General features: G+C 68.3%; 20 protein-coding genes. 11 read left to right on the top strand and 9 right to left on the bottom strand.

From position 1 onward, the window contains the following. Positions 1 to 15: 15 nt before the first annotated feature. The 3 genes from ACFXN1_RS24770 to ACFXN1_RS24760 all read right to left on the bottom strand — a co-directional run bounded on the left by ACFXN1_RS24770 (position 16) and on the right by ACFXN1_RS24760 (position 4,595). Positions 16 to 1,137: a PLP-dependent cysteine synthase family protein gene (locus tag ACFXN1_RS24770; RefSeq protein ID WP_379439199.1), complete on the bottom strand. Its 1,122-nt coding sequence runs from the start codon at positions 1,135 to 1,137 to the stop codon at positions 16 to 18. A 334-nt stretch (positions 1,138 to 1,471) separates the two neighbouring features. Then, the gene (locus tag ACFXN1_RS24765) at positions 1,472 to 2,131 is read right to left on the bottom strand and encodes an arsenate reductase ArsC (RefSeq protein WP_379395869.1); all 660 of its coding nucleotides are present in this window, start codon (positions 2,129 to 2,131) and stop codon (positions 1,472 to 1,474) included. 256 nt (positions 2,132 to 2,387) lie between these two features. Then, positions 2,388 to 4,595 carry a hypothetical protein gene (locus ACFXN1_RS24760; RefSeq protein WP_379463681.1) on the bottom strand — a complete coding sequence of 736 codons (2,208 nt, stop codon included), beginning with the start codon at positions 4,593 to 4,595 and terminating at the stop codon, positions 2,388 to 2,390. A 203-nt stretch (positions 4,596 to 4,798) separates the two neighbouring features. On the opposite strand from ACFXN1_RS24760, the gene ACFXN1_RS24755 reads away from it, so the two are divergent. Further along, positions 4,799 to 5,287, top strand: a complete 489-nt coding sequence (locus tag ACFXN1_RS24755; protein WP_379439196.1) for a MarR family winged helix-turn-helix transcriptional regulator — start codon at positions 4,799 to 4,801, stop codon at positions 5,285 to 5,287. A gap of 56 nt (positions 5,288 to 5,343) precedes the next feature. Here ACFXN1_RS24755 and ACFXN1_RS24750 read toward each other — a convergent pair whose 3' ends face one another. Then, the gene (locus ACFXN1_RS24750) at positions 5,344 to 5,526 is read right to left on the bottom strand and encodes a hypothetical protein (protein ID WP_379439195.1); all 183 of its coding nucleotides are present in this window, start codon (positions 5,524 to 5,526) and stop codon (positions 5,344 to 5,346) included. 77 nt (positions 5,527 to 5,603) lie between these two features. On the opposite strand from ACFXN1_RS24750, the gene ACFXN1_RS24745 reads away from it, so the two are divergent. Further along, positions 5,604 to 7,106, top strand: coding sequence for a fibronectin type III domain-containing protein (locus ACFXN1_RS24745; protein WP_379439193.1), 1,503 nt, complete (start codon positions 5,604 to 5,606; stop codon positions 7,104 to 7,106). A gap of 56 nt (positions 7,107 to 7,162) precedes the next feature. Here ACFXN1_RS24745 and ACFXN1_RS24740 read toward each other — a convergent pair whose 3' ends face one another. Both ACFXN1_RS24740 and ACFXN1_RS24735 read right to left on the bottom strand, forming a co-directional pair. Then, entirely contained in the window at positions 7,163 to 8,143 is a 981-nt protein-coding gene (locus ACFXN1_RS24740; RefSeq protein ID WP_379439191.1) for an AraC family transcriptional regulator, read from the bottom strand. A gap of 89 nt (positions 8,144 to 8,232) precedes the next feature. Next, the gene (locus tag ACFXN1_RS24735) at positions 8,233 to 9,801 is read right to left on the bottom strand and encodes a hypothetical protein (RefSeq protein ID WP_379439190.1); all 1,569 of its coding nucleotides are present in this window, start codon (positions 9,799 to 9,801) and stop codon (positions 8,233 to 8,235) included. Between the two features lie 200 nt (positions 9,802 to 10,001). On the opposite strand from ACFXN1_RS24735, the gene ACFXN1_RS24730 reads away from it, so the two are divergent. Beyond that, positions 10,002 to 11,030, top strand: a complete 1,029-nt coding sequence (locus tag ACFXN1_RS24730; protein ID WP_379439188.1) for a hypothetical protein — start codon at positions 10,002 to 10,004, stop codon at positions 11,028 to 11,030. 15 nt (positions 11,031 to 11,045) lie between these two features. Here ACFXN1_RS24730 and ACFXN1_RS24725 read toward each other — a convergent pair whose 3' ends face one another. Continuing rightward, positions 11,046 to 11,753 carry a response regulator transcription factor gene (locus ACFXN1_RS24725; RefSeq protein ID WP_379439187.1) on the bottom strand — a complete coding sequence of 236 codons (708 nt, stop codon included), beginning with the start codon at positions 11,751 to 11,753 and terminating at the stop codon, positions 11,046 to 11,048. 83 nt (positions 11,754 to 11,836) lie between these two features. Beyond that, on the bottom strand, positions 11,837 to 13,462 hold the full coding sequence (locus ACFXN1_RS24720; RefSeq protein WP_379439185.1) for an ATP-binding protein: 1,626 nt from the start codon (positions 13,460 to 13,462) through the stop codon (positions 11,837 to 11,839). A gap of 344 nt (positions 13,463 to 13,806) precedes the next feature. On the opposite strand from ACFXN1_RS24720, the gene ACFXN1_RS24715 reads away from it, so the two are divergent. Further along, positions 13,807 to 15,900, top strand: a complete 2,094-nt coding sequence (locus ACFXN1_RS24715; RefSeq protein ID WP_379439184.1) for a glycosyltransferase family 39 protein — start codon at positions 13,807 to 13,809, stop codon at positions 15,898 to 15,900. A gap of 310 nt (positions 15,901 to 16,210) precedes the next feature. Here ACFXN1_RS24715 and ACFXN1_RS24710 read toward each other — a convergent pair whose 3' ends face one another. Further along, positions 16,211 to 17,110, bottom strand: a complete 900-nt coding sequence (locus tag ACFXN1_RS24710; RefSeq protein ID WP_379439182.1) for an oxygenase MpaB family protein — start codon at positions 17,108 to 17,110, stop codon at positions 16,211 to 16,213. Positions 17,111 to 17,606: 496 nt separating this feature from the next. On the opposite strand from ACFXN1_RS24710, the gene ACFXN1_RS24705 reads away from it, so the two are divergent. The 7 genes from ACFXN1_RS24705 to ACFXN1_RS24675 are packed head-to-tail and all read left to right on the top strand — an operon-like array spanning position 17,607 to position 23,186. Next, complete coding sequence (locus ACFXN1_RS24705; RefSeq protein WP_354845474.1) at positions 17,607 to 17,831, top strand: hypothetical protein; 225 nt, start codon at positions 17,607 to 17,609, stop codon at positions 17,829 to 17,831. Next, complete coding sequence (locus ACFXN1_RS24700) at positions 17,832 to 18,020, top strand: hypothetical protein (protein WP_379439181.1); 189 nt, start codon at positions 17,832 to 17,834, stop codon at positions 18,018 to 18,020. Further along, positions 18,020 to 18,889: an MlaE family ABC transporter permease gene (locus tag ACFXN1_RS24695; RefSeq protein ID WP_379439179.1), complete on the top strand. Its 870-nt coding sequence runs from the start codon at positions 18,020 to 18,022 to the stop codon at positions 18,887 to 18,889. Before ACFXN1_RS24700 ends, ACFXN1_RS24695 begins: the two co-directional genes overlap by 1 nt. A gap of 1 nt (position 18,890) precedes the next feature. Continuing rightward, a complete protein-coding gene (locus tag ACFXN1_RS24690; RefSeq protein WP_379439178.1) occupies positions 18,891 to 19,754 on the top strand; it encodes an ABC transporter permease in 864 nt (287 codons plus the stop codon). 8 nt (positions 19,755 to 19,762) lie between these two features. Continuing rightward, positions 19,763 to 21,166, top strand: coding sequence for an MCE family protein (locus ACFXN1_RS24685; RefSeq protein ID WP_379439176.1), 1,404 nt, complete (start codon positions 19,763 to 19,765; stop codon positions 21,164 to 21,166). Continuing rightward, complete coding sequence (locus tag ACFXN1_RS24680) at positions 21,163 to 22,185, top strand: MCE family protein (protein WP_379439175.1); 1,023 nt, start codon at positions 21,163 to 21,165, stop codon at positions 22,183 to 22,185. Before ACFXN1_RS24685 ends, ACFXN1_RS24680 begins: the two co-directional genes overlap by 4 nt. Then, complete coding sequence (locus ACFXN1_RS24675) at positions 22,182 to 23,186, top strand: MlaD family protein (protein ID WP_379439173.1); 1,005 nt, start codon at positions 22,182 to 22,184, stop codon at positions 23,184 to 23,186. Before ACFXN1_RS24680 ends, ACFXN1_RS24675 begins: the two co-directional genes overlap by 4 nt. The last annotated feature ends 18 nt before the right edge of the window (positions 23,187 to 23,204 follow it).

Genomic DNA, 23,204 nt, shown 5'->3' with positions numbered 1-23,204 from the left:
CAACGAACCGATGCATCAACGGGAGAGCTCACCCGTGAGCAGAAACTGTTCCAGCCGAACAGAATACGGCGTCGGATCGATGCCCTGTCCCGCGAGCCAGGCCTCGCTGTAGTACTTGTCGAGATAGCGTTCGCCCGGGTCGCAGAGGAGAGTGACGACGCTGCCCCGGTCGCCCCGGGCGAGCATGCCGGAGATGACGGCGAAGGCGGCCCAGACCCCGGTGCCGGTGGAGGCGCCGCAGCGGCGGCCGAGCAGGCGCTGCAGGAGGTGGACGGTGGCGACCGAGGCGGCGTCGGGGACGCGGATCATGCGGTCGATGGCGTGCGGGAGGAAGCTGGGTTCGATGCGCTGGCGGCCGATGCCCTCGATGCGGGATCCCTTGGCGGAGGTGGTGTTTCGGTCGAGGGTGCGCCAGCCTTCCAGGAACGCCGAGTTTTCGGGGTCGGCGACGCAGATGCCGGTGTCGCGCTGGGTGTAGTGGACGTAGCGGGCCAGGGTGGCGGAGGTGCCGCCGGTACCCGCGGTGGCGACGATCCAGCTCGGCTCGGGGTAACGCTCCTGTTCGAGCTGGCGGAAGATCGATTCGGCGATATTGTTGTTGCCCCGCCAGTCGGTGGCGCGCTCGGCGTAGGTGAACTGGTCCATGTAGTGGCCGCCCCGTTCCCGGGCGAGCCGGGCCGCGACCTCGTACACCTCGCTGGGGTCGTCGACGAGATGGCAGGCGCCGCCGTGGAATTCGATGAGGTCGATCTTGGACCGCACGGTGGAGCGCGCCATGACGGCGATGAACGGCACGCCGATCAGCTTGGCGAAGTACGCCTCCGACACCGCGGTGGATCCACTGGACGCCTCCACCACCGGGCGGCCCGGCCGCAGCCAGCCGTTGCACAGCGCGTACAGGAACAGCGACCGCGCCAGCCGATGCTTGAGACTGCCGGTGGGATGGGTGGATTCGTCCTTGAGGTAGAGGTCGATGCCCCATTCCGGCGGTAGCGGGATGGTGAGCAGGTGGGTGTCGGCGGAGCGGTTGCCGTCGGCCTGCACCTTGCGTACGGCCTCGCGCAGCCAGCTCCGGTGCTCCGGGTCGGAGCGGTCGATGTCGGTCTCGTCGACCGTGTCGTCCTGGGTCACAGCCATCTCGGTGTCCTTCCGGTTCAGGCTCGCGAAGCGGAGCAGGGCACCTTCGACGCTAGCCGCGATCAGGGTTTCCCAGTGTGACCTGGGGCGATATTTCCCAAGCATCTGTAATAGGGGGTGAAAGCCCCGCTAATGGCCCGGCGACCGCGCCCGGATTCTCGGTGGCATAGGCGATGTCCGGATGGAATCCCGCGTCCGCGCAGGCGTCGACGAGGTGTCCCCGGCACTGCGGGCAGCCCGCGTCCACGTCTCCTTCGCCAGTTCCGACAGCCGCATCGGGGTGGTGCGCGCGGTCCCCGCCAGGCGGTACCCGGCCGGCAGCAGTACCCGCAGGTCAGGCAGCCAGACCGAGGTTGGCGACCAGGCGGCGAACCCGGAGTTCGATCGCGTCGCGAATGCCGCGGATCTCCTCGATGCCCCCGCCGGCCGGATCGGGCAGGGGCCATTGCTCGAAGCGGTGCCCGGCGATGATCGGATCGGTATCACCGCAGCCCATGTCGACGACCACGTCGGCGGCCCGCATCAGCTCATCGGCCCACGGCTTCGGGAATTCGTCGGCGATGTCGACCCCGCGCTCGGCCATGGCGGCGACGACGAGCGGATTGACCGCAGTGTTCGGCGCCGAGCCACACGACCACGCCGACGCCCGGTCGCCGGCCAGCCGGTTGAAGAATCCGAGCGCCATCTGCGAACGTCCCGCATTGTGCGTGCACACGAACACCACGGCCGGACCGGTGCGGATGGCGCGTCCCTCGACGCGGGCCAAGGCCGTCAACCGTTCTCGCGCGAACCGCTCGGCGACCCCGGCCAGTCGGGCGCGGTCGATGCCGATGGCGTCGAGGTGCGCGAAAGAGTTGTCGAGGATGCGTGTGACGGTGGTGGCGTCCACCACCGACCCGAATTCCGCCGTCAGCCGTTCCGAGGCCTCCTCCGGGATCATCCGGTCCGCATCAGCAGCGGTGGAAGGCAGGGCGGCGCCGGATGTCTCGTTCACGATCGCTCCCTCTGCACGTTGTTCAGCCTATCCCTGTCCTCTGGTCGCCGCTGGACCGCGAAACGCCACCAGCTCGCGGTGATAGGCAACCGCTACCGGTACGCAACCATCAAACCCCGGCCCGGCACCGCTCGTCGAACGGCTTCGCGCACAGCGAACATTCGGGCACAACGGGCAAGTGTGATCACGGCCATGCACCGGACGTCGAGGCGAAACCGGTCACACCCGCGCACCCGCCACGCGGGCCACGTGCCGATCAGACCAGGACCGGTGTCAGCGGCTCGGTGAGCGGGTCGAAATCGTCTGCGGGCAGCCCAGTTTCGAGGTCGTCGTCTCGGCGCTCACGGCGGTACAGCCAATCCAGCAGGGCCAGTCCCAGGAATCCGGCCAGTGCGGTGGCGATGCCGATCTTCCAGCCCGGTGGACGCCAGGCGACCACCAGGTCGGCATCCCGGGTGCCCGGCGGGATATCCACGGCCACAAAGGTATTCGCGACCGTGTGGAAACCGATGTCGTGGCCGTCGAGGGTGACGCGGTAGCCGGGCCACGCCAGGCGCGCGAAGACCAGGCGGCCACCGTCGGGCGAGGTGACGCGCAGGTGGCTGCTGACACTGTCGCGCCCGATCTGGGTGGCGGTGACATCGCGCGCATCGGAGGGGCCTGGTGTGGTGGAGATCGGGCCGTTCTCGCGTTCGAGCACCCAGATGTAGCGCTCGTGGCCCGGATAGTCCACCCACTTCCAGCCCGGCGGCGCGGGCTGCTCGCCCGCATCGGGGTACTGGGCGCGTTGCAGCACAACGCGATCCACCTTCATCAGGTCGACATACGGTCGCCCCGTGGCGGGTTCGACGGCGAAGGCCGCGCCGAACGCGGCCGGGCAGGTGCTCCCGTCCCAGCCCATGCACAGCAGCCTGCTGAACTCCCGGTACCCGATCGGCGTGTAGGCGTTCACATAGTTCAGGCGCAGGTTCTTGGCGTAGTTGCCGAATGCCAGGGAACTCCAGGCCGCGGCGGTGCTCTGCTCGTCCGGCGGCACCAGGGCGCGGTCGGCGAGTTGGAGGGTGACGCCGTCGAAATGCGGGAAGGCCGCGGTCATCTGCGATCGCCGCTCCGGAAAGTGATACGACATGGGTGTGGGCGCTTGCAGGCGCACCTGACTGTAGGCGATGGGGAACATCGCCACGATCGCCAGCGCACCGGCCGCCGCCGGCCCGCGGGTGCGGATCAGCCACACGAACGCGGCGGTCAGGGCGGCCACCGTCGCCACCGCGATCAGATGCCGGACCACCAGATGCCGTGCGGCACAGAACGATCGGATGAACAGCAGTCCGAGCAGCACCGCCGCCGCCACGCCACGGCGCCGGACCCCGAAACGTCCGTGGCGGCTCAGCCACAGGCACACCAGCACCAGCGAGCCGACCGCCAGCATGGGCAGGACCCGCGCGGGCCAGCGCAGCGGGCCGATCCGCCCGGGTCCGGCGGTCCACATCAGGAAGATGACCGCGAACAACACCGGTCCGGTGTACTCGCGCGCCGACCGCCGCACCGCACCCCAATCGATGAAGGCCAGCAACGGAATCAGGAACCAGGCGATGTAGACCATCGGGATCGGCTGCACGTATCCCCACCAGCCGGTGAACGCCGGAACCGTACTGGGCAGGCTGGCATTCAGCGACTCCGACCACGGCACGGTCAGGAAGTCCTCGGACAGAATGCGTTCGTTGCCACGCCAGGTTACCGGTGAGGACAGCATCCCCGGCAGATACGTCTCGAGCCCCACCGCCCCCGCGCAGGCCGCCACCGCCAGCAGCCGCAGCGCGGGCCGCCAGGTGCGCTGCCGCACCACCTCGCCGACCGCCACCGCGCCGATCATCAGCGCGGATTCGACTGCGGGAAAGACATATTGGACCGAGATGGCGAGGTAGAGGTACACGAAAACCGGTATCGGCCCGGTGGTCCAGCGCCGCTCGTCCGCCGGCGTGCGGGTGTACCGGATGGCGGAGGCCCACGCGTGCAGCATCCACGCGGTACCGGTCAGCGAGGTCGCCCAGCTGGCTTCGTCGAAGAACAGGAACCAGCCCGACAGCGGAAAGGCGATGGCCGCCAGCGCAGCCCACGATCCGCGCGCCCCGTAGGCGAGGCACACCCGGAACACGCCGAGCGCCGCGATGATCGAGAAGATCAGCTTCACGATAGTCACGTAGAGCGCAAGATTGTCCACCGTGGGCGCGAACCAGTCGACCAACAGCTGCGGCGGGTTGTAGAGGCCCGCCTCCTCCATGGAGTAGTTGCCCGACATCCATTCCCACGGCACCAGCGCCGGGAAGCGCCCGTCGTGCAGATGCCGTCCCAGCATCACCCACATCGGGGCGTACTGCGATTCGGTGTCATCGGTATAGAAGTGGCGGGGATTGGCCAGCAGCACCGACGCATACCCCGCGACCACGCCGATCACCGTGACCATTCCCCACCGGCACCCGTCGGTTCGCAGACGGAGTGCAACACGATTTCCCACGATTCGGAGACCCTACCCGACACAAGCAGTATGCAACAGTTGCTATGTGCGTGAGTTCGATTCCATCACGAAGCCCATGCCGCTGCACACGCGCACGGAGCAACCGGCAGGATAAGAGCAATCAGGCAGCGGCAGAACGTGCGGAGGTAGTGGTGGCGGCAAAGGACGCGGTGGCCGCGGAGTCGGTGGACGAGATCACCGATGCCCTGCTGGGCGCGTCGCGATTGCTCGTTGCGCTCTCGGCGCGCTCGCTGGCACTGGTCGACGACTCCATCACCATCCCGCAGTTCCGCACCCTGATGATCCTCTCGACCCGGGGGCCGTCGAAGGTCGTCACGCTGGCCACCGCACTGGATGTGCAGCCCTCGACCGCGGCCCGCATGGTGGACCGGCTCGTCGGCGCGGGACTGGTGGACCGCAAACCGAATCCGGACTCCCGCCGCGAGCTCATCATCGAATTGACCGGGCACGGACGCGAAGTCGTCGACGCGGTGACCGCGCACCGCCGCCGCGAGCTCGCCGCCGTCGTGGAGCAGATGCCCAAAGCCGACCGCTCCGGACTGATCCGCGCCTTGACGGCCTTCACCCGCGCCGGCGGCGAGACCCCGGCCGACCTCGATATCGACAGCTACCAACTCTGATCCGTCGGCGTGGCATTCTCTTCGGCCGCACGGAATCTCACCACGACGGGTAAGGGTCAGGCCGCGGCGTCGGCGAAGCTGTCGCCGATCCGCATGGGAACCACTGCGCTGCTGTCGATCTCGACCGCGATCGCCACATCGTCGCCGAATCCGATGGCGGCCAGCTCCCGCCCGGAGGCGCAGTCACCGATCAACGCGGGCACGTCGGGGATGCCCGAGTAACCAGCCCGTGCGGGCATCGACTCCGGCGACAAGGGCCCGGCTCCGTGCTCCGACAGTGCCGCGATGACCGCACCGGCGCCGAGCCACGGGCACGGTGGCGTTGCGCTCCGAGGGCGGGAGCGGAGCGGCCGAATTATGGCGGAAGCCAACGGATTCGGAGGCTCCCGCGGTCTGCGGGGTGCATCTGCAGTATGGTGCGGACGCGGCGCGGGAGGCGGTGGTGTCGTGGCATACGACGGTGTCGGTCACCGCACCGCGGGTGCGGTACGGCACGCCGGAGGGCGGGCTCGGCACCAGTGTGGCAGCGCGGACCCGCACCTACCGGGATGCCAAGTCCGGCATCGAGGTTCAGGTACACCACGCCCGGCTGACCGGGCTCACACCCGACACCACCTATATCTATGCCGCCGCACACGACGGCGCGACACCGGAGCTGGGTACCCTGCGCACCGCCCCGGCGGGCCGTGCGAAGTTCCGGTTCACCAGTTTCGGCGACCAGGGCACGCCAACTGTCGGCAAAACCGTTGCCGCCCCGCCCAATCCACTACTGAAGGGACTGCTCGTCGCACAGAGCGACAATCTCGGCACCCAGGTGGCCGGTGACATCACCGATGCGGTGGAGCGGATGGAACCCCTGTTCAACCTCGTCAACGGCGATCTCTGCTACGCCGCCCTGGCGCAGGACCGGGTGCGGACCTGGAACGACTGGTTCACCAGCAATGGCCGCTCCGCACGGAATCGGCCGTGGATGCCCGCGCCCGGCAATCACGAGAACGAGCTCGGCAACGGCCCGATCGGATACGACGCCTTCCGAACCTATTTCACCGTCCCCGATTCCGGCGCCGAGGAGCAGTTCACCGGCCTCTGGTACGCCTTCACCGTCGCCGGCGCACGCATCATCGCCCTGGCCAATGACGACGTCTGCTATCAGGACGGCGGCGACACCTATGTGCGCGGCTATTCCTCGGGCGCCCAGCAACGCTGGCTCGAGGAGCAATTGCGCAGCGCCCGCGCCGATCGCGAGATCGACTGGGTCATCGTGGTGATGCACCAGACCGCCTTCTCAACCGCCATCTCCGACTTCAACGGCGCCGATCTCGGCATCCGCGAGAGCTGGCTGCCCCTCTTCGATCGATACCAGGTCGACCTGGTGCTCTGCGGGCACGAACACCACTACGAACGCACCTATCCCGTGCGCGGCACCAGCGGGCCGGGCGCACTCACCCCGGTCCCCACCGACACCGGCCACGGCCCGTACGACACCTCGAAGGGCACCGTGCACCTGGTGATCGGCGGTGGCGGCACCTCGGCCCCCAGCACCGGCATGCTCTCGCCCGACCCGCACTGCAATGTCATCACCGGTCTCGGCGAGGTCGGCCCGCTGCTGGGGAAACGCCTGCCCACCACGGTCCCCGAGCCCGCGCCCTGGTCCGCCTTCCGGGATATGACCAATCCCTACGGCTTCTGCTGCTTCGACGTCGACCCCGGCAGTCCCGGCGGACATACGACCATCACCGCCACCTACTACGCCCTGGTGGGTCCCCGCAGCGAACCCACCCCGGTCGACACCTTCACCCTCACCCGACCCCGTCCCTGATCAGGAACCGGGATTCGAGCGCAGGTCCGGTGACGGCTCCCCAATCCTGTTCTGGCTCAGCGCGTGCGGTTGCGGGGCCCGAGCTGGTCGCGGAATTGGCCCGGGGTGAGCCCGGTTTCCTCGCGGAACGCCCGGTAGAAGTGGCGGTCCGTCGCGAAACCGGACGCGGCGGCGACGGCGGCCAGGGATCGGGAGGGGTCGGCGCGGATGAGGCGGCGGGCATGGGCGATCCGGGTGCGGCGGACGATCCCGCCCGGCTCGCCGAAGCCCTCGCAGACCCGGTACAGCGTGCGCCGCGAGATCAGGCAGGCATGCGCGATCTCGTCGACCGTGAGGTCCGAGTTCGTGAAGTTCTTGCGGATGTAGGCCAGCACCTGCTGCCGCGTGTAGAGCGAATCCGATGGGCCGGACGAACTTTCGCCGTTCGCCAGCAGCAACGCCGACGCCATCATGCCGGCGGCGTCGCTGCCGAAGACGGTGACCGCACGCGCGATGTCGTCGGGCGGTAGCTCGGCCAGATTGCGGAAGAAGCCGGCGACCACGCCCAGCGCCCCCGTGGCGGGGACGGCGGTGGCGGTGGGTAGCTGGTCGCGGGTGAGGCCGGAGTGCTCGAGCACCAGCTGCAGCGGGGCGCGTACCAGCGTCGACAGGCAATTGTCGGTGGTGCGGCTCTCCAGCGGCACGCCGCTGTCGAAGAACGAGATGGTGCCGGGCTTGCATTCGGCCGTCTGGCCATGCTGCTCGGTCCAATTCGTTCCTTCGAGCACGATATTCACCAGTAAGAACTCACCGGTCGACTGCGCCACCATCTTTTTTGTCCGCAATGCCCGTTGCGCACTGGCCTGCATGCGCGACACCGCGAATCCGTCGAATTGAGTTGTGGCGACTTGTCCGTGCCAGTGACCTGTGCGCAATGGCTCGATCACCGACGGTGCGACCGCATCCGCCATCAGGGCTTCCCACTGCTCGAACGCCTGACGTGGCGAAAGGGTCGAGGACGACGAGATCTCGACAGCGCCGAAAACGGCTTGCTCCACGTCGGTAATCTTCCCACCACATATCCCTCAGCAACCACGTTTCGAACGAGTTCCGTCCGTGGTTGGTGACCAAGGTCCCCACCATGGCCTCACCGCAGCGGTGAACCGCTCATGAGCAGGGCGGTCAATGTATACAGACGCTCGATTCTAAGCGGCGATCCGAGATCTTTGTAGTGCCACAATGGAGTTCGCGTCGAATCGGCCGTCGCGGCGTCATAGCAATCGGCAAGGAAAATGTGAGACCGGCGCAATGCACGGGCCACCGAACGCTCGGCCGACGGGTTCGCACAGACGCACAGCGCGTGCACCGCGCAGGCCGTCTCCTCCGTGGTGGGATGCCATACGCCCCAGGATCCGCCCGGCCGCTGGGTCGCGAGCAACCAAGCGATCGCCCGGGCTACCGCCAGCAAGGCATCGGCGGAGAACTCCGATTCGATCGCGCGAACCAGCGCCATGGCCGCGGCGGCGGTCGGCGGATACGGAGAGGCGACCGTTCGGTCGTCCCAATGACCGTCCAGTTCTTGCGTTTCGACGAGCAGGCGCACCGCGGCGACCTGTCTGTCACGGTACGAATCGCATCCCGCCCGCCTCGCCACCGTGGTCAGTGCCTCGAGGAGATGGGCGGTGACCAGTGGCGATGCCGCGCCGGAAAAACGCAGCAGGCAGCGGGGATCCACCGGATCGTCCCAGGAGTTCAAGGTGAAGACGGCCTTCGCCGTGTCGTCCGCGTCCGGGGGCAGGCCGGGGGCGAACGCCATGCCCTCCGCGCCGAGGGCCGACCGCAGAGAGGTGGTCAGCGATGCGGTGAATCCGGGCGGCAACGGGAAGCCGAGGCGTGCGAAAAGTGCTGCCGCCGTCGCTCGTTCGAAATTGACCGCGGGCGCGAGCACCGGCCACAGGCCCTGTCGGCGGATGCCCTCGCGGCAGAGATACCGCTCGGCTCCGGCGAATTCGGCGCCGCGCCACCCGAGGGCCGTCGCGGTCAGCACCGGCGAGCACGCGACCGCACCGTCATGGGCGTGCGGGTCGACCGTCCAGCCCCGAGGCGGGGCCTCGAGCAGTTCGAGGGGGACATCGCGCCAGGCGGCACGATCACCGGCCGCGGCGCGGGCCCGCAGGCGTGCCCAGTGTTCGGCATTGGCCTGCTGGAACATTCGGGCCACGCGCAGGGGCGAGCGGTAGTGATCGTCGGCATCGGACACCTTCGCGAGTCGTTCCAGCAGTGCCGGAATCGTGCACTCGATCGCCTCGAGACTGGGCAGTCGTTCTGGAAGAAAGACTTCCGGATCCGCGAAGAGGAACTCGCTCCCGCGCCGCGCCGCGCCGCGCACCCACTCACGATCGATCGGCCCGTCCGCGGCGAGCCCCCGCAGCGCGCACACCACCGCCAGCGTGGGCAGCACCCGATACCGCCCCGGGGCGTGCGGACTCCCCCAGCTGCCGTCGCCGTTCTGGGTGCGCGCCAACGCATTCAGCCCCAGCCGCGCCGACGTCGCGGGCAGCACTCGGGGTGTTTGCCACAGCCGTCCGACCACGCCGGCCGTGGTGTAGGGCGACCCACTGATCATGCCGTCGGGGTCCTCGTCGACGACCCTGATCAACTGCCACAACGACATCAGGGCGTGCTTGCGGACCGCGGCGGTGGATTCCTCGTACACGATGACTCGCAGGGGTTTGCGGACCAGACGGGAACCCCTTCACCGTACCTCCGGCAGTGGTTGCGCGGCCGTCCGCGGTCCCGGCGAAATTGGTTGCCGCTCTGCGGATCTTGCGAATCCGCGAATATCTGCCCGAAATGTCGGTTACGCTGAGCGCCGGAGGGATCCCGCCTCCACCCGAGTGAACCCAGGTGTTACCGATGAACGAACACGACTTGCGGCACCTGGAGATCCCGCTTCCGTTCCTGCCACAGCGGCATTCGATGAGCGACCGAGCGCAGGAAAGAGTTCAGATCTGGGCACAGCGTTTCGGATTGCTCCAGGACCGGGCGGCGGCCCGCAAGTTCGAATCGCTCGGCTACGCGCGTTTTTCGGCGTATTGGTGCCCCACCTCGTCTTTCGCGGACATGCTCCTGGTCGCCGAATGGATCACCGTATTCTTCGTGTTCGACGATCTGCAGGATCTGGCCATCACCACGGGCCGGCTCGACGACTACGACCGCCTCCGGCACGCCGCATTGCAGGTGGTGCACGAGCGCGGGGTCGCGGGTCCGGTGCCACCCGTCATCGCAGCTCTGTCCAATCTCTGCACCCGCACCTTCCCGCGCAATTCCGAGGCCTGGGCGCGCCGATTCGCATTGAATCTGGAATTGTGGTTGGTCGGTCACGCGCGCGAGAATGCATTTCGTCAGGCGGGCAAGTCGCCGAGTCCGGAAGAATATCCGCGACTGCGCCGGGACGCGTGCACGGTTTTGCCGACCGTGGATTTGGCGGAGGTGATCGAGCACACCGAAATTCCCGATGCCCTGTATTACGGTCCCGCGTATCAGGAGATAATCGCCACCACCGCCGATATCATGTGCCTGATCAATGATCTGCATTCGCTGGCAATCGAAACCGATTCCGAGGACACCATCAATCTGGTGACGACTCTGCAGCATCATCTGGGAATGGAACTGCCGCAGGCGGTCACGGAAGTCCGCCGTGCGATAGACATCCGGATCGCCGACAATCAGGCCGCGGCCCAGGCAATTACGGCAGAAATGGATGCGCTGCGGCTGCCGCCGAGAATCCGCAATGGCGTCCGCCGCTGCATTCGCGACTGCCAGTCCGCCATAGCCGGAATGGAACTGTGGGATCGCACCGACACGGTGCGATTCACCCCGGACACGGATCTGCGTGATGCCCGGAACATCGACTACGGCAACGGTTTCCTCGATCGGGTGTGATCGCCGGAGTCCGCGCTAGGAGGATTCGCGGAGGGTGTAGCCGACACCGCGCACGGTGTGGATGAGCGGCGGGTGGCCGGTGTCGATCTTGCGGCGCAGCTGGCTGACGAAGGTCTCCACCACCCGGTCGGCGCGGCCCTCCTCGGCCTGCCAGACGCGATCGAGGATCTGGCGCTTGCTCACCACCTTGCCCGCATTGAGCATCAGGTAGTGCAGCAGCTTGAATTCGGTGGCAGACAGCCAGATCTGTTCACCGGCGCGGAACACCAGGTGGGTGCCGGCGTCGAGTTCCAGGTCGGTGAAGCGCAGCCGGCCGGGTCCGTCCTCGTCGCCGGGCCGGGTCCGGCGCAGGATCGCGTGCAACCGCAGGACCACCTCTTCGAGGCTGAAGGGCTTGCTCACATAGTCGTCGCCGCCGGCGCTGAGTCCGGCGATGCGGTCCTCGACGGCGTCGCGGGCGGTCAGGAAGAGCACCGGCACCTCGCTGCCGGCCGCGCGCAGCCGCCGGGCGACGGTGAATCCGTCCAGGTCCGGCAGCATGACATCGAGGACCATGACATCGGGTCGCCGCCGGGTCGCCGCCTCCAGCGCGCCGCGCCCGGTGTCGGCCGAGCACACCTCGAACCCGCTCAGCCGCAGCGCGGAACAGAGCAGGTCCAGAATGTAGGGCTCATCGTCGACGACCAGCACGGTCGCCGCCCCCGCCGGGGCGCGATCGCTCACCCTCGCCACCCTATGCGCACCCGCGTCCCGCACCGATTCATACCGGTCATCCTGGTTGCGGCCACCACCGCTCCAGCTCGGCGTCAGCTGGGCGTTTCCTGTGAACCCCGGCCGATGGCGCCGGGCGTGTCCGATATCGGGAACACGATCCGGAACGTGGTGCCGGAGCCCGCACCCGTGAGCAGCTGGATCCGTGCGCCGTGCGCGGTCAGCGCGGCCGCGACGATCGCCAGGCCGAGGCCGGAACCACCGGCGCGCGAACGGGATTCGTCCACCCGGTAGAAGCGGTCGAACACGTGCTCGGCCTTCTCCAGCGGGATGCCGGGCCCGGTGTCCGACACCTCGGCGATCACGGCCGCAGCGCCCGCGGGCAGTTCCGCCCCGGCCGCCGCGACCACCCCGGTGCCGCGCGGCTCGACATCGGCCGTCCCGGTCCGGGGCAACTCCGCCCGTCCGCCCGCGGTCTCGGCGGTCACCACGCCCCACCGGATCCGGACATCGATCTCCGCCGCGGCGGGGGTGTGCACGAGCGCGTTGCCGACCAGGTTGGTCAGCACCTGACGGAGCCGGTGCTCGTCGCCGACGAGGTGGACGGGTTCGTCCGGAAGACGAAGCCGCACAACGCGTTCCGGCTTCCGTACCTGCGCGTCCCGCACCACCTCGTCGGCGACGGTGGACAGATTCACGTCGGTCAGATCCAGCGGGCGCTGTTCATCGAGCCGCGCGAGTAGGAGCAGATCGTCGACGAGAACCCCCATGCGTGCGGCCTCGTCCTCGATGCGCCGCATCATGGTGGCGACCTGGGCCGGGTCCGCGCCGCCGCCCATTCGGTACAGCTCGGCGTACCCGCGGATCGAGGTCAGCGGAGTGCGCAGTTCGTGCGAGGCGTCGGCGACGAAGAGCCGCATGCGCGACTCGGATTCCTCGAGCCGGCGCATGGTGGTGGACAACCGCTCGAGCATCACATTGAACGCGGTCCCCAGGCGCCCGACCTCGGTATGGGTGTCCGCGTGTTCGACTCGGCGATCCAGATCACCGGCCGCGATCGCCTCGGCCGTGTGCTCGATCCGCGACAGCGGCAGCAATCCGACGCGCACCAGCCAGGCCGCCACGCCGCCCAGCACCAGGATGAGTCCCGCGCCCGCGATCAGTTCGATGGTCCGCAGCTCACGGGCCGTCGCGTAATAGCCGTCCAGCGGCATGACGACCGCCGCCGTCCCGCCGTCCGGCTGGTCTTCGTTGGGCGGTTGCGCGACCGTGCGCACCCGCCACGGTGTCCCGTGCGCGTCGTCGACCTCGAAAATCTTGCTCCCGCGCGCCTGGACCGCAGACCTGTCCATCGCGGGCAGGGCCAGATCGTTCGCGCCGACCCCGATCTGCCCGACCGGCTGCCCCGCGCTGTCGAAGAACTGGATCTGGAACGTCGACGGCAATCCCTGGACCGTCGAGGTTGGCCGCGGCGGCGGCGGAGGCGGATGGCTCTGGGCGGCCATATCCACCGCCACCGAATTCAACTGCCCATCGATCCGCGCCAGTTCCGACCGACCCAGCGCCGCCACGCTCAGCACCCCGAACGCCGTCAGCCCCACCACCGCGATCGCCACGACCGCCACCAGCAGCCGCGTCCGCAGGGTCCACCGCCGCAGACCCCGCGCCCACCGCGCCGCACCACCCCCTCCGGTCGCCGCGCGGGCCGGCAGATCACTCACGCCACCCACCTAAACACAGCCCCGCCCCTCCCCCGCGGATCCCCGCACCACCACGCCGGTCCGCCCATCCCGCATCCTCCGGCTCCCTGACCAACCCGAACTCCTTCCACCGCCCCGCAACCGCCGAACCGCCCCGACCGTATCCGCCCAACCTCTGGCCAACTCGAGAACCACCGCTCCGGCTGCGGCCAGGACTCCGGGCACAGCGGAGGCGCAGGGTGCTCACGCGGCATTGCCAGCTGGTTCCCAGGTTCGCGCCACATTCCCCCGAGGGCGGTCGATCAGGATCGGCTGCGAGAACCGCGCCGGAGCAACGGCATCGCGGTGAATGAAGGGACGTGGAGATGACATCGACGACGCAGCGGCCGGGGGTGGCCGGGGCGCACCGGCTGACCGAGCGCAGCGGATCGGATCGTGAGAACTGGTTCGGGCGAGCGTTTTTCGGGCCTCCGGAGCAACCGCGGTGGGCACGGCCAGGTCTGCTCGGTCTGCTGGCCGTGACCACGGTGCTGTATCTGTGGGACCTCACGAACTCGGGGTGGGCCAACGAGTACTACTCGGCGGCCGCGCAGGCCGGGTCGCAGAGCTGGAAGGCGTTGCTGTTCGGGTCGTTCGACGCGGGCAATGCCATCACCGTGGACAAGCCGCCGGCGGCGCTGTGGGTGCTGGGGTTGTCCGGCAGACTGCTCGGCTTCTCCCAGTGGTCGGTCCTGGTGCCGCAGGCGCTGATGGGTGTCGCCTCGACCGGGCTGCTGGTCGCGACCGTGCGCCGGCTCAGCGGGCCGGGCGCGGGGCTGGTGGCCGGGGCGATCGCCGCGCTGACCCCGGTGGCCGTGCTGATCTTCCGATTCAACAATCCGGACGCGCTGTTGGTCCTGCTGCTGGTCGCGGCCGCCTACTGCACGGTCCGCGCGATCACGGCCACCGGGGACCGTCTGCTCTCCGCGCCGACGCTCTGGCTGGTATCGGCCGGTGTCGCAGTCGGTTTCGGCTTCCTCACCAAGATGATGCAGGCGTTCCTCATCCTACCCGGACTCGCCCTGGCGTATCTGATCGCGGCCAACGCGCCACTGCGCCAGCGGATCTGGAGCCTGATCCTGGCCGGCGTCGCCGTGGTGGTCTCGGCGGGCTGGTACATCGCGCTGGTGGAGCTGTGGCCGGCGGATTCGCGGCCGTATATCGGCGGTTCCACCACCAACAGCCTCTGGCAGCTGGCGGTCGACTACAACGGCCTGGGCCGGATCTTCGGCGGCCACGGCAATCCGGGCTCCGGCGGCGGGGGCGAGGCCGAGCTACCCGAAGGCCTGCACGGCTTCCCCGGTTTCAGTGGGTCACCCGGCATCACCCGGGTCTTCAATTCCCAGATGGGCAGCGAGATCTCGTGGCTGCTGCCCGCCGCGCTCATCGGACTCGTCGCCGGACTCTGGCTGACCCGCCGCGCCCCGCGCACGGACCGCACGCGGGCGGCCTTCGTCGTGTGGGGCGGCTGGCTCGTGGTCACTGGCCTGACCTTCTCCTACATGAGCGGCACCGTGCACCCCTACTACACCGTCGCCCTGGCCCCGGCCATCGGCGCGCTGGTTGCCCTGGCGGTGCGTGAATTGTGGTCCCGTGCAGCGCATCCCGCCGCGCGGCTGACCCTCGTGACCATGGCCGTCGTGACCGGCGCCTGGTCATTCGCCCTGCTGGACCGGACGCCCGCCTGGCTGCCGTGGCTGCGCTGGACGGTCCTGGCCGGCTCGATCCTGGTCGCCATCGGCTTGATCGCGGTCTCGCGACAGTCCCGCCGCTTCGCAGTCGCCCTCGCGACCGCAGGCCTGCTGTTCGGGCTCGGCGGTACGGGAGCCTGGGCCGTCGCCACCGCGGGCCAGTCCCACAGCGGCGGCAATCCGAACTCCGGACCCACCAGTCAGGCGTTCGGACCGATGCCTTCGGGCAACCCCGGCAGCAGTCCAGAATCGGGCGGCGATACCCCCGGCCGGCAACCGGGCGGTGCGTCCGACTCGCAGCCGGAGGGCACGTCCGACCAACGGCCCGAGGGATTTTCGAGCGACGGCGGCACGCCGACCTCGCCGGGCGGCCGTGGCCCCGGTGCCGACTTCTCGAACAATGCCGAACTTGTCACCCTGCTCGAGCACACCGAGAGTCGCTGGTCCGCCGCTACCGTGGGCGCGGGCTCCGCAGCTACGCTCGCCCTGCAATCCGGCCGGTCGGTCATGGCCATCGGTGGCTTCACCGGCGGCGACACCTCTCCCACGCTCGAGCAGTTCCAGCACTATGTGTCAGCCGGTCAGGTCCGGTACTTCCTGGCGGGCTTCGGCATGGGCGGTTCGAACTCTTCGTCCGCCCAGATCACCGAGTGGGTGAAGTCCCACTTCGCCACCGTCACCGTGGGCGGAACCACCGTCTGCGACCTGTCCCAGCCGGTGAGTGCGTGACCCACGAACGGCTGCGCACGCCGCCTGGGCGACCTCCCAGGGCCTGGCGCTCGTACGGTCACCGCGGACCATGCCGGCGTATTGGCTGGAGCTGAACCGGATCTCCGGCGACACGGACCGGATGCTGCGCGCGCTGTACACCCGCTGCTTCGCGATGGACTGCCCCGCCGAGGCGGCGGCACTGTGCGAGGTGGGTACCGAAATCGCCGACGTCGTCCGGCTTTTGGCCATCTCGGCCCGCACCATGCAGGGCGTGATCGACCGCTGGACCCAGCCACAGGGGGTGCAATCGAACCGATCGGACCGGCGGTCAGATCAGCGCCTTGTGCCGGTGTATGCGCCGGCGCACGTCGGCCATCATGGTGCGGGTGCCCATGGTGCGCAGGAACTTCGGGATGAAGCGGTTGACGAAGCCGACGAACAGGAACAGGTGCTCGAAGCGGCGTTGGTCGGCGGCCGTCCACTGCACACCGAGTTGCTCGCGGAAGTACGGCGGCAGGTAGCCGACGGTCAGGAAGCGCAGCAGTCCACCGAAGACGACCCGGAAATACCAGTGGATCATGCGGAGGTGCAGTAGGTCCTCGATGAAGCGGCGGATCCTGTCGTCGGCGGCCACCTGACGGCACGCCTCGACCCAGTATTCGTCGAACTCGGCGCGGGTCCCCGGCCACATCTCCTCGGTCACCTGCAGCGTGGTGCCCAGCGGCGCGGCGGTGGAGTAGAACGCCTCCGCCTGTTCGGGACTCATCCGGCCGTTGAGCAGCTGGTAGGAGTCCTCGAACCCGATGTAGAGGCAGGCCGCGACCCACATCTGCAGGTCGCGGTCGAAGGCGTTGTACTTCACCGCGGCACCGGGTTCCGACTTCACCTGGCGGTGCGCCACATTGACCGCCTCCCGGAAGGCGATCTTCTCCTCGGGCGTGCCCAGGATGGCCACCGCCAGATAGGAGGCCGTGGTGCGCAACCGCTTCCAGGGATGCACCATGAGCGCGCCGGATTCCACCCTGCTGTCGGCCACCCCGTGGCCGACGCCGGGTCGCGCCATCTGCATGGCGACATTCGCGGCGGCCCCCGAGAACTGCCAGAAGTCCATCGCGTCTTCGAGTTTCGGCGGCCGCTTGGTGTCCGGGCGGTGCACGCCCGGGATGTGGATGCGCGTCTGCTCCAGGGTCAGGGTCGCCGCGCCCCCGGTCGCCGGTGCGGACGTCACCGAGATCCGCCGGACCCGGGGTCTGCCCCGGTCCCCTGTCGGATCCGGATTCGACTGTGCCTCATCATCATTCCAGCCGGACGGCTGCGCTGCCCCGGTCGTCATATGGGTTCCCTCTCTCCGTGGCGGTCACGGCGTACCCGACCCCTGCCTGCATCGGACACTCCTCGTCGAACCTGCGCCGAGCACCCCGGCACGGCTGCTATGTTACTGATCATTCTCGTTCCCGGGCAGTCATTCGATGCAGGAATCTGAAATAACTTAGAACCTCATCCGCAGCAGTAATGAGCTGATACTTGCGTTACTACAGTGCATATTTACCGGAAAAGATCATCTGAACCGCTTCCACATCTGAGAATTGTTAGTAACATATGCTGCCGCGGGCAGCTCTCGCGAAGCGGCCCGGGGGCGCACCGGCAGCGGGGACAGCGCGGCACCGGCAATGAGGCACGCACCGCGCCCGAGGCCGACAGGGAAGTGAAAGGACATACGCGACATGCTGAAACGATTGGATCGGCTACTCAGCTACGAGATGAAGGTGTCGGAGTTCCTGGGGACCCTCATCATTCTCGGCATCCCCTACGGGCTGGTCGGGGTGATCTGGACCCTGACCCACACCTCGCATCTGAAGCAGCTGCACGGCATCGACGTGATCATCTCGTTCCTGGGATCCATCGTGTGCTGGCCCGTGCTCACCTTCTCGAACGTGTGCATGACGTAGATGATGGCCCTGGTCTGGCTCATCGACATCCTGGTGATCGGCATCAAGATCCTCGGTGGGCGTACGGAAGTCAATCCCGTGCTGCGTTTCGGGCTGTGGGTGGCCGTGCTGTGCACCATGGCCGCTGGCCTCTCGGTGGCCGGGTATCTACTGGTCCTGTTGCAGCGCTATCTCGAGGACAGGGCCTGATGACGACACTCGAAAACCCTTCCGCCGCAGCGGATGCCGAATCCACCGAGCTCGAGCTGATCGGTGAGAGCGTGCGTGGGCTGTGGCGGCGGCATCCGCAGCGTTCGCTGGAAACCCTTGGGCGACAGGTCGATCTGGGCCGCGACGCGCTGCGGCAGCTGGTGGTGTCGATCCTGCGCCGGCGGTTCCCGTATCAGGAGTTCATCAAACAGTGTGCGTTCATGACCAGCGTGTCGGCCGCGCCGACGGTGCTGGTGGCCATTCCGATCTCGGTGGTGGTGTCGATTCAGCTGGGCGCGCTGGTCAACCAGGTCGGCGCAACCACGTTCATCGGCGCGGTGGCCGGGCTCGGCATCATCCGCCAGGGCGCACCGCTGGTCACCTCGCTGATGATCGCGGGCGCGGTCGGGTCGGCCATCACCGCCGACCTGGGCTCGCGGACCATTCGCGAGGAGATCGACGCCATGATGGTCATGGGCGTGGACCCGGTCCGGCGGCTGGTCGCGCCGCGCATCGCGGCCGCGGTGCTGGTGAGCATGCTGCTGTGCGGGTTCATCGTCTTCGTCGGCTTCGCCACCGCCTACATGTTCAACGTCTACGCCCAGTCGGGGACGCCGGGCTCGTTCATCGGCTCGTTCGCGTCCTTCGCGGTGGCCGATGATCTGGTCATCGCGGTGCTGAAGGCGGCCGTCTTCGGCCTGCTGACCGCCGTGATCGCCTGCGATATCGGCCTGCACGCGCACGGCGGCCCCGGCGGGGTGGCCAATGCGGTGAACTCGGCGGTGGTGAGCTCGGCGCTCATGCTGTTCGCCACCAATATCGTGCTCACCCAGCTCTACAACACGCTACTGCCGTCGAAGGTGGTGTGAGGTGGGCACGACCTACACTCCCCCGGCGCTCAAACCCGTGCGGATGGCCACGAATGTGGTGTCCGTTCCGGTGCGGGCCAATCAGCGCCTCGGCCACCAGGTCATCACCTTCTTCCAGGCCGTGCTCGCGATTCCGTTCGCGCTCAGGCACTATCGCCAGGAGGTGCTGCGCCTGACCGCGGACATCGGCTGGGGCAACGGCTCCCTGGTGGTGGGCGGCGGCACCATCGGCGTGGTGGTGGCGCTGTGCGGCTTCGGCGGCATCACCGTCGGCATGGAGTCGTTCACGGCGCTGAACCTGCTCACCATGTCGCCGCTCACCGGCGCCATCTCCGGTTTCGCCACCACCCGCGAGATCGCGCCGGTCATCGCCACCCTGGCGTTCGCCATTCAGGCCGGGTGCCGGTTCACCGCGCAGCTGGGCGCCATGCGCATCTCCGAGGAGATCGACGCGCTGGAATCCCTTGCCATCCGGCCGCTTCCGTATCTGATCAGCACCCGCATGATCGCCTCCACGCTGACCATCATCCCGCTCTACAGCGTGGGCCTGGCGGTGGCGTACCTGGCGACCAAGCTGTCGGTGCTGTTCCTGGGCGGCACCACCGCCGGCACCTACGACCACTACTTCTTCCAGTTCCTGCTGGGACCGGACGTGTTCTGGTCGCTGCTCAAGGTCATGGTCTTCGTGATGATCTCGACGTTCATCCAGTGCTACTACGGCTTCGTCGCCACCGGCGGGCCGGAGGGCGTCGGGGTGGCGGCCGGGCAGGCCATCAAGATGGTCATCGTCGTCATGGTCTTCGTCAATCTCTTTCTGACCCTTGCGATCTGGGGTATCGACCCCGGCTTCCGCATCTCGGGATAGGTGTTTCGATGATTCTCGATCCCAGCGGGCGGGGTCCCACGGCCCGGCAGCTCACGCTGGCCGGACTCGCCCTGATCGCCACCGTATCGCTGCTGCTGTATCTGCTGGCGATGCGTTACAACGGCCGCTTCGAGGCCAAGGTGGCGGTCACCGCCGAACTCACCAGCACCGGCGACGGGCTGCCCGACCACGCCGACGTGAAATTCCGCGGCATGGTCGTCGGCCGCGTCGAGGAGGTGTCGGTGGTGGCCAAGGGTGAGCGGCAGCGGGCCGCGCTGGCGCTGAAACCGCAAGTGGCGGGCATGATTCCGGCGACCGTGGCGGCGCGGGTCATTCCCGACAACCTGTTCGGGGTGACCGCCGTCGAGCTGGTCGACACCACGCCCACCGGGGACACCCTGCGGGCGGGCGCGACCATTCCCGAGGACGCCAGCAGCGCGACCGTGCAGCTGCAGACCACGCTCAATGTGCTGCGCACGGTGCTGACCAACATTCAGCCGGAGAAGCTGGGCCGCGTGCTGTCCACGCTGTCCGCGGCGCTGGATCCGTCGGCGCGCGTGCCCGGTTCCACCGTGGAGCGGCTCGATCACTGGATCACCGAGGTGCGCGGCATCGAGGGCATCGGGGATCTGCTGGGCAATCTCGGTCGCGCGGCCACCGCCCTGAGCGAGTCGGCCCCGGATCTGGTGGGGACACTGGCGAAGTCGGTGACCACCGCGCGCACCCTCACCGAGCAGCGCGCGGCGCTCATGGACCTGCTCACCAGCGGCGGCACCGCCGTGGACACGGTGAACGGGCTCTTCGCCCGCAATCCCGACTCCGGCAAGTTCCTGGTGTCGGGCCTCGACCAGCTGTTCGGCAGCCTGGCCCAGGACCCGCAGGCGATTCCGACCGCCATCGCCAATCTCGATACGGCGCTGCAGCGTCTGCAGGGCACGTTCACCTTCGGCCCGAAGAAGCAGATGGTCTGGCGGATGGACGTGACCTTCACGCCGTTCCAGCAATACAGCGCGGCGGACTGCCCGCACTACGGTGACCTCGCCGGGCCCCGCTGCGGCGGTGCGACCGTGCCGGAAACCGCTCCCGCACAGGAGTTTCCGCGGCAGCTCATACCCAAGCGACTCGAGGCCGCGGGGCCCGCGCCCGTCGAGGCCACCCAGCCGGCGGCACCCGGCCTGCCCGCGATGCCGGGCCTGCCCGCGATTCCCGGTCTACCGGCGATCCCGGGGCTCACCGCACCGGCCGCGGCCACCGAGACGAATCCGGCCGCGGCCCAGCCCGCCGGGCTGCGCGGCACCGACGCCATCGCCGCCCTGGTCGGCGGAAGGCCCAATGCCGCACAGGTCCTGCTGCTCACACCCATTCTGGCCGGTGGATCCCTGGTTCCCGCCGAGACCGGAGGCGCCTCGTGAAATCCGGAAAAGCCCTGGCGGGATTCAGCCTTTTCGCCGTGGTGGCGATCGTGCTGACCTACACCATGTGGTCCACGCTGCAGCGCTCGGTGCCCGGCCGCACACACGACTACTCCGCCGTGTTCTCCGATGTCCTCGGGCTGCGGATCGGCGACGACATCCGCATGGCGGGGGTGCGCGTCGGCCGGGTCGACAAGATCGAGTTCACCGACGGCTACCGCGCCCGGGTCGGCTTCCGCATCGAGGACGACCAGCATCCGACCACCACGACCAAGGCGCTGGTGCGGTACCAGAACCTCATCGGGCAGCGCTATATCGCGCTGATGCCCGGCAAGGACGCCGGTGAGCCGATGGCGCCGGGCGGGCAGATCCCGATCGAGCGCACCGAACCCTCCTTCGATGTCTCCTCGCTGCTGTCCGGTTTCGAGCCGCTGTTCAGCGTGCTGCAACCGGATCAGGTGAATTCGCTGTCGGAGACCCTGATTCAGGCCCTGCAGGGCAATGGCGTCTCGCTGAGCGCGCTGGTGACCCAGTCCGCACAGCTGGCCAGTACGTTCGGCCAGCGCGACGAGATTCTCGGACAGGTGGTCGGCAATCTCAGCAGCGTCATCTCCGGGCTGGCCCACCGCAGCAACGAGCTGGAAACGCTGATCACCCAGGCGCGGGCACTCACCGAGGCGCTGTACACGCAGGGCTCCACGCTGAAGTCGTCGGTGGAACGCGTTGCGACGGCGACGAATTCGCTGGTGAACGTGCTCGCCCAGGTGAAGCCCGGCGCGGCCGAGGCCCAGACCGACGCCTCCGCCGGTGTCGCCCTGCTGCTGCTCAACGGCGCCTCACTGGACAAGGCGGCCGTCGAACTGCCCGACATGCTCAATGGCGTCGCGCGTTTCAGCAGCTACGGCGCGTACGGCAATGCCTACCTGTGCAGCCTCGACGTCTCGCTGTGGGGCGTGCTGCTCCCGCCCGGTCTGTTCGATCAGATCGGCGGCCAATCCCATTCGGAGGTGTGCCGATGAGGAGGCCACGCGTTCCGGCGCTGCGCCGGCCCTCGATCCGCTATCCCGGCTTCCTGCGCAACCGCTATCTGCGGCTGGGTCTGCTCGCCTCGGCGTTCGTGGCGCTGCTGCTGGTCGGCTCCACCCTGATCGAGCAGGCGCAGCTGGGCGACAAGACGATTCACGCCGAGTTCGCCCAGGCCGCCGGGTTGCGGCCGGGCGCGACCGTGGACGTGTCGGGCATCGAGGTCGGTCAGGTCAGCGCGGTCGAGCTCGACAACGGCAAGGTGGTGGTGGACATGCGGGTGCACCGCGACATCCGACTCGGCGACGAGGCGCGCGCGGCCATCAAGATGTCGACGATCCTGGGCCGGTTGCACGTGGATCTGACGCCCGGCGCCGGCCGGGCCCTGCCCGGCGACCGGATCAAGCTCGACCACACCTCGGTGCCCTACAACCTGGGCAAGGTCATCCAGGATCCGCAGTACAAGAACAGCTTCGAGCGCCTCGAGAAGCTGGATCCGCAGAAGCTGCGGCAGGCGCTGGATCTGGTGGATCAGCAGATGGGCAATTCCCCCGAGCTGACCGTGCAGGCACTCGACAGTGTGGGCGCGCTGGCGAAGGTGATCAATGACCGCCGCGACGAGGTGGACACCCTGCTGAAGAGCATGGACACCGTCTCGCAGCTGACCGCCGACAACCAGAACAGCGTGCTGTTGCTGCTCACCCGCGGGGAGGCCATCGGCAGCGCGGTGCAGCAGCGCCAGACGCTGCTGAAGCAGCTGCTGGACAATGTGGCGTCGCTGTCGAAGCTGTTGCAGCAGATGGGGTTGGAGAACAACAACCAGCTCGGCCCGCTCATCACCGACCTGAACACCATGTCGGAGGGCCTGGAGAAGAACAAGGGCAACCTCGACCGGCTGTACCAGATCATGCCGGTGACCTTGCGGCAGTTCAACAATGTGCTCGGCGACGGCCCGTACGGAAATGTGTACGCGCCGTGGCTGTTCCCGGACAACTGACTGTGCTTCGCGCAGGCC

This window comes from Nocardia sp. NPDC059154 (genome assembly GCF_042755705.1).
Lineage (GTDB): Bacteria > Actinomycetota > Actinomycetes > Mycobacteriales > Mycobacteriaceae > Nocardia.
This window is presented reverse-complemented; position numbering and strand designations above follow the sequence as displayed.